2 protein-coding genes are annotated in these 1735 nt (G+C 26.4%); one reads left to right on the forward strand and one right to left on the reverse strand.

Going from position 1 to position 1735, the window contains the following annotated elements; all coding sequences use genetic code 11:
- Positions 1-316 precede the first annotated feature (316 nt).
- Entirely contained in the window at positions 317-955 is a 639-nt protein-coding gene (locus MBFIL_RS04335; protein ID WP_066971832.1) for a hypothetical protein, read from the reverse strand.
- A 407-nt stretch (positions 956-1362) separates the two neighbouring features.
- Between MBFIL_RS04335 and MBFIL_RS04340 the strand changes: the two genes are divergently transcribed.
- On the forward strand, positions 1363-1735 hold a 373-nt coding region (locus MBFIL_RS04340), incomplete at its 3' end, for a transposase (RefSeq protein WP_169805502.1).

Below are 1735 nucleotides of genomic sequence, written 5' to 3' on the forward strand. Positions count from 1 at the left end.
TACCAAGACACCTGAAAAAAATATACAAGACAGAACAAGGAATAACAACCTATTTAGATCTTCAAAGAATAAAATGGGAGCAAGAAAGAGGAAAAATTATCTCAACCATGAAGTTTTTGACATAGCCGCAATTATATACAACAAATTTTTATTTTAAGATAAAATTAATAATTTAAAAATAAATTTAAATTTTTTGATTTTAACTCAAAAATAAGCATGAAACCACATCCCATTCAAAAATAAGAAATAAAATCTCTTTATTTTGAGAAAATAAGAAACTCAAGCCATTTTCTGAATCATAACACACTCTTTTATATTAAGCAAGCGTTACAGAGCCAATGTATTTTTTCTTTGAAATAGCAGGAATTAGAGTTTTACTTATTTTCTTAGATCCAAAATACACATTATCTTTAAGTCCACTTGTGCTTAGCCCAACATATTTTCCATTATCATTTGTTGCCCAAATTTGAATTTTTGTCTTTTTATTAATGTTTGAAACAGAATAAACCATAATATTTCTTCTGTTAACTCCATATTTATCTTTAGCTAAAATTGAAATAACTGATTTTTCTGGGATTTTAGATGGATTTTTTCCTTTTTTAAATGAACGAGGGCTATTGGGAATAACTGCATATTCTCCACTTTTTAATTTAAAATTAAATTTCTTAAAATAACCACTATAATATGAAGCTGCTTTAACCTCACCATTTGGAGATTTAAGAACAAAATGCCCTATTCCTAGCTTTTTAAGAGTTTTATATGATTCATTCAGAAGATCTTCTGTTACTTTCTTAGTTGCCATATCTGAACCTAATTTTGTAAGGCGCTTATTCACATTTACTATGTCAGCTCCACCAATTGAAATAAACCAACCATTTTTAAAAATTATAGTATGTGTAAAGTAACCATTTGTTGTTTTATATTCTTTAACAGCATTTTTACCATTAATTTTCAATTTTTTAATATATAAATTAGCTTCATAGGTTGAATCTCGTCTATAACCATATCCAAATGCACTACTATTAATTTGAACAACAACTGCAGCACACCCATCACTTAATTTAGTATTAGTGTTCTGTTCCTGACCATTATTTTGCTTTTTATCTTCATTATTATTAATTTTATCTTCATTATTATTAATTTTATCTTCATTATTATTAATTTTATCTTCATTATTATTAATTTTATTTTTATTATTTTTATTATTACTTCTATTTTTAATATTATCTTTAACAATATTTTTTTTAGTTGGATTGGCTGTGCAATAATTATTTTTTGATTCTTTTTAGTTATGCTTAGTTTTAAATATTATGGGGTGTAATATAGTATTAATGTTTTTTAGTTTTTGTTGAGTTGGTGTTTATGGTTTTGCATGAAAATAGTATTGGTCAGGTATTTTTACTTCCTTTAAATTTGAGGGACTTTATTCCAGATAATCATATTTGTTTTTTTATTGAGGAATTGGTTAGTCGGTATGATTTTGGTGATTTGCATTCTAAATATGCTGATACTCCAGGTAAGAAAGCTTATTCTAGGAGAATGCTTGCTAGAAATATTCTTATGGGTCAGATTGATGGTATAAAGTCTGGTCGTAAACTTGAAAAGGCAATACATGAAAATGTTGTGTACATGTATCTTTCAGGGATGAAAAAACCTAAATACAGAACTCTCATTAATTTTAGAAATGAAAACGAAGAATTAATGGAAGAAATGTTAGCTATCACAGTTCGTGAAG

Source organism: Methanobrevibacter filiformis, assembly GCF_001639265.1.
GTDB lineage: Archaea > Methanobacteriota > Methanobacteria > Methanobacteriales > Methanobacteriaceae > Methanacia > Methanacia filiformis.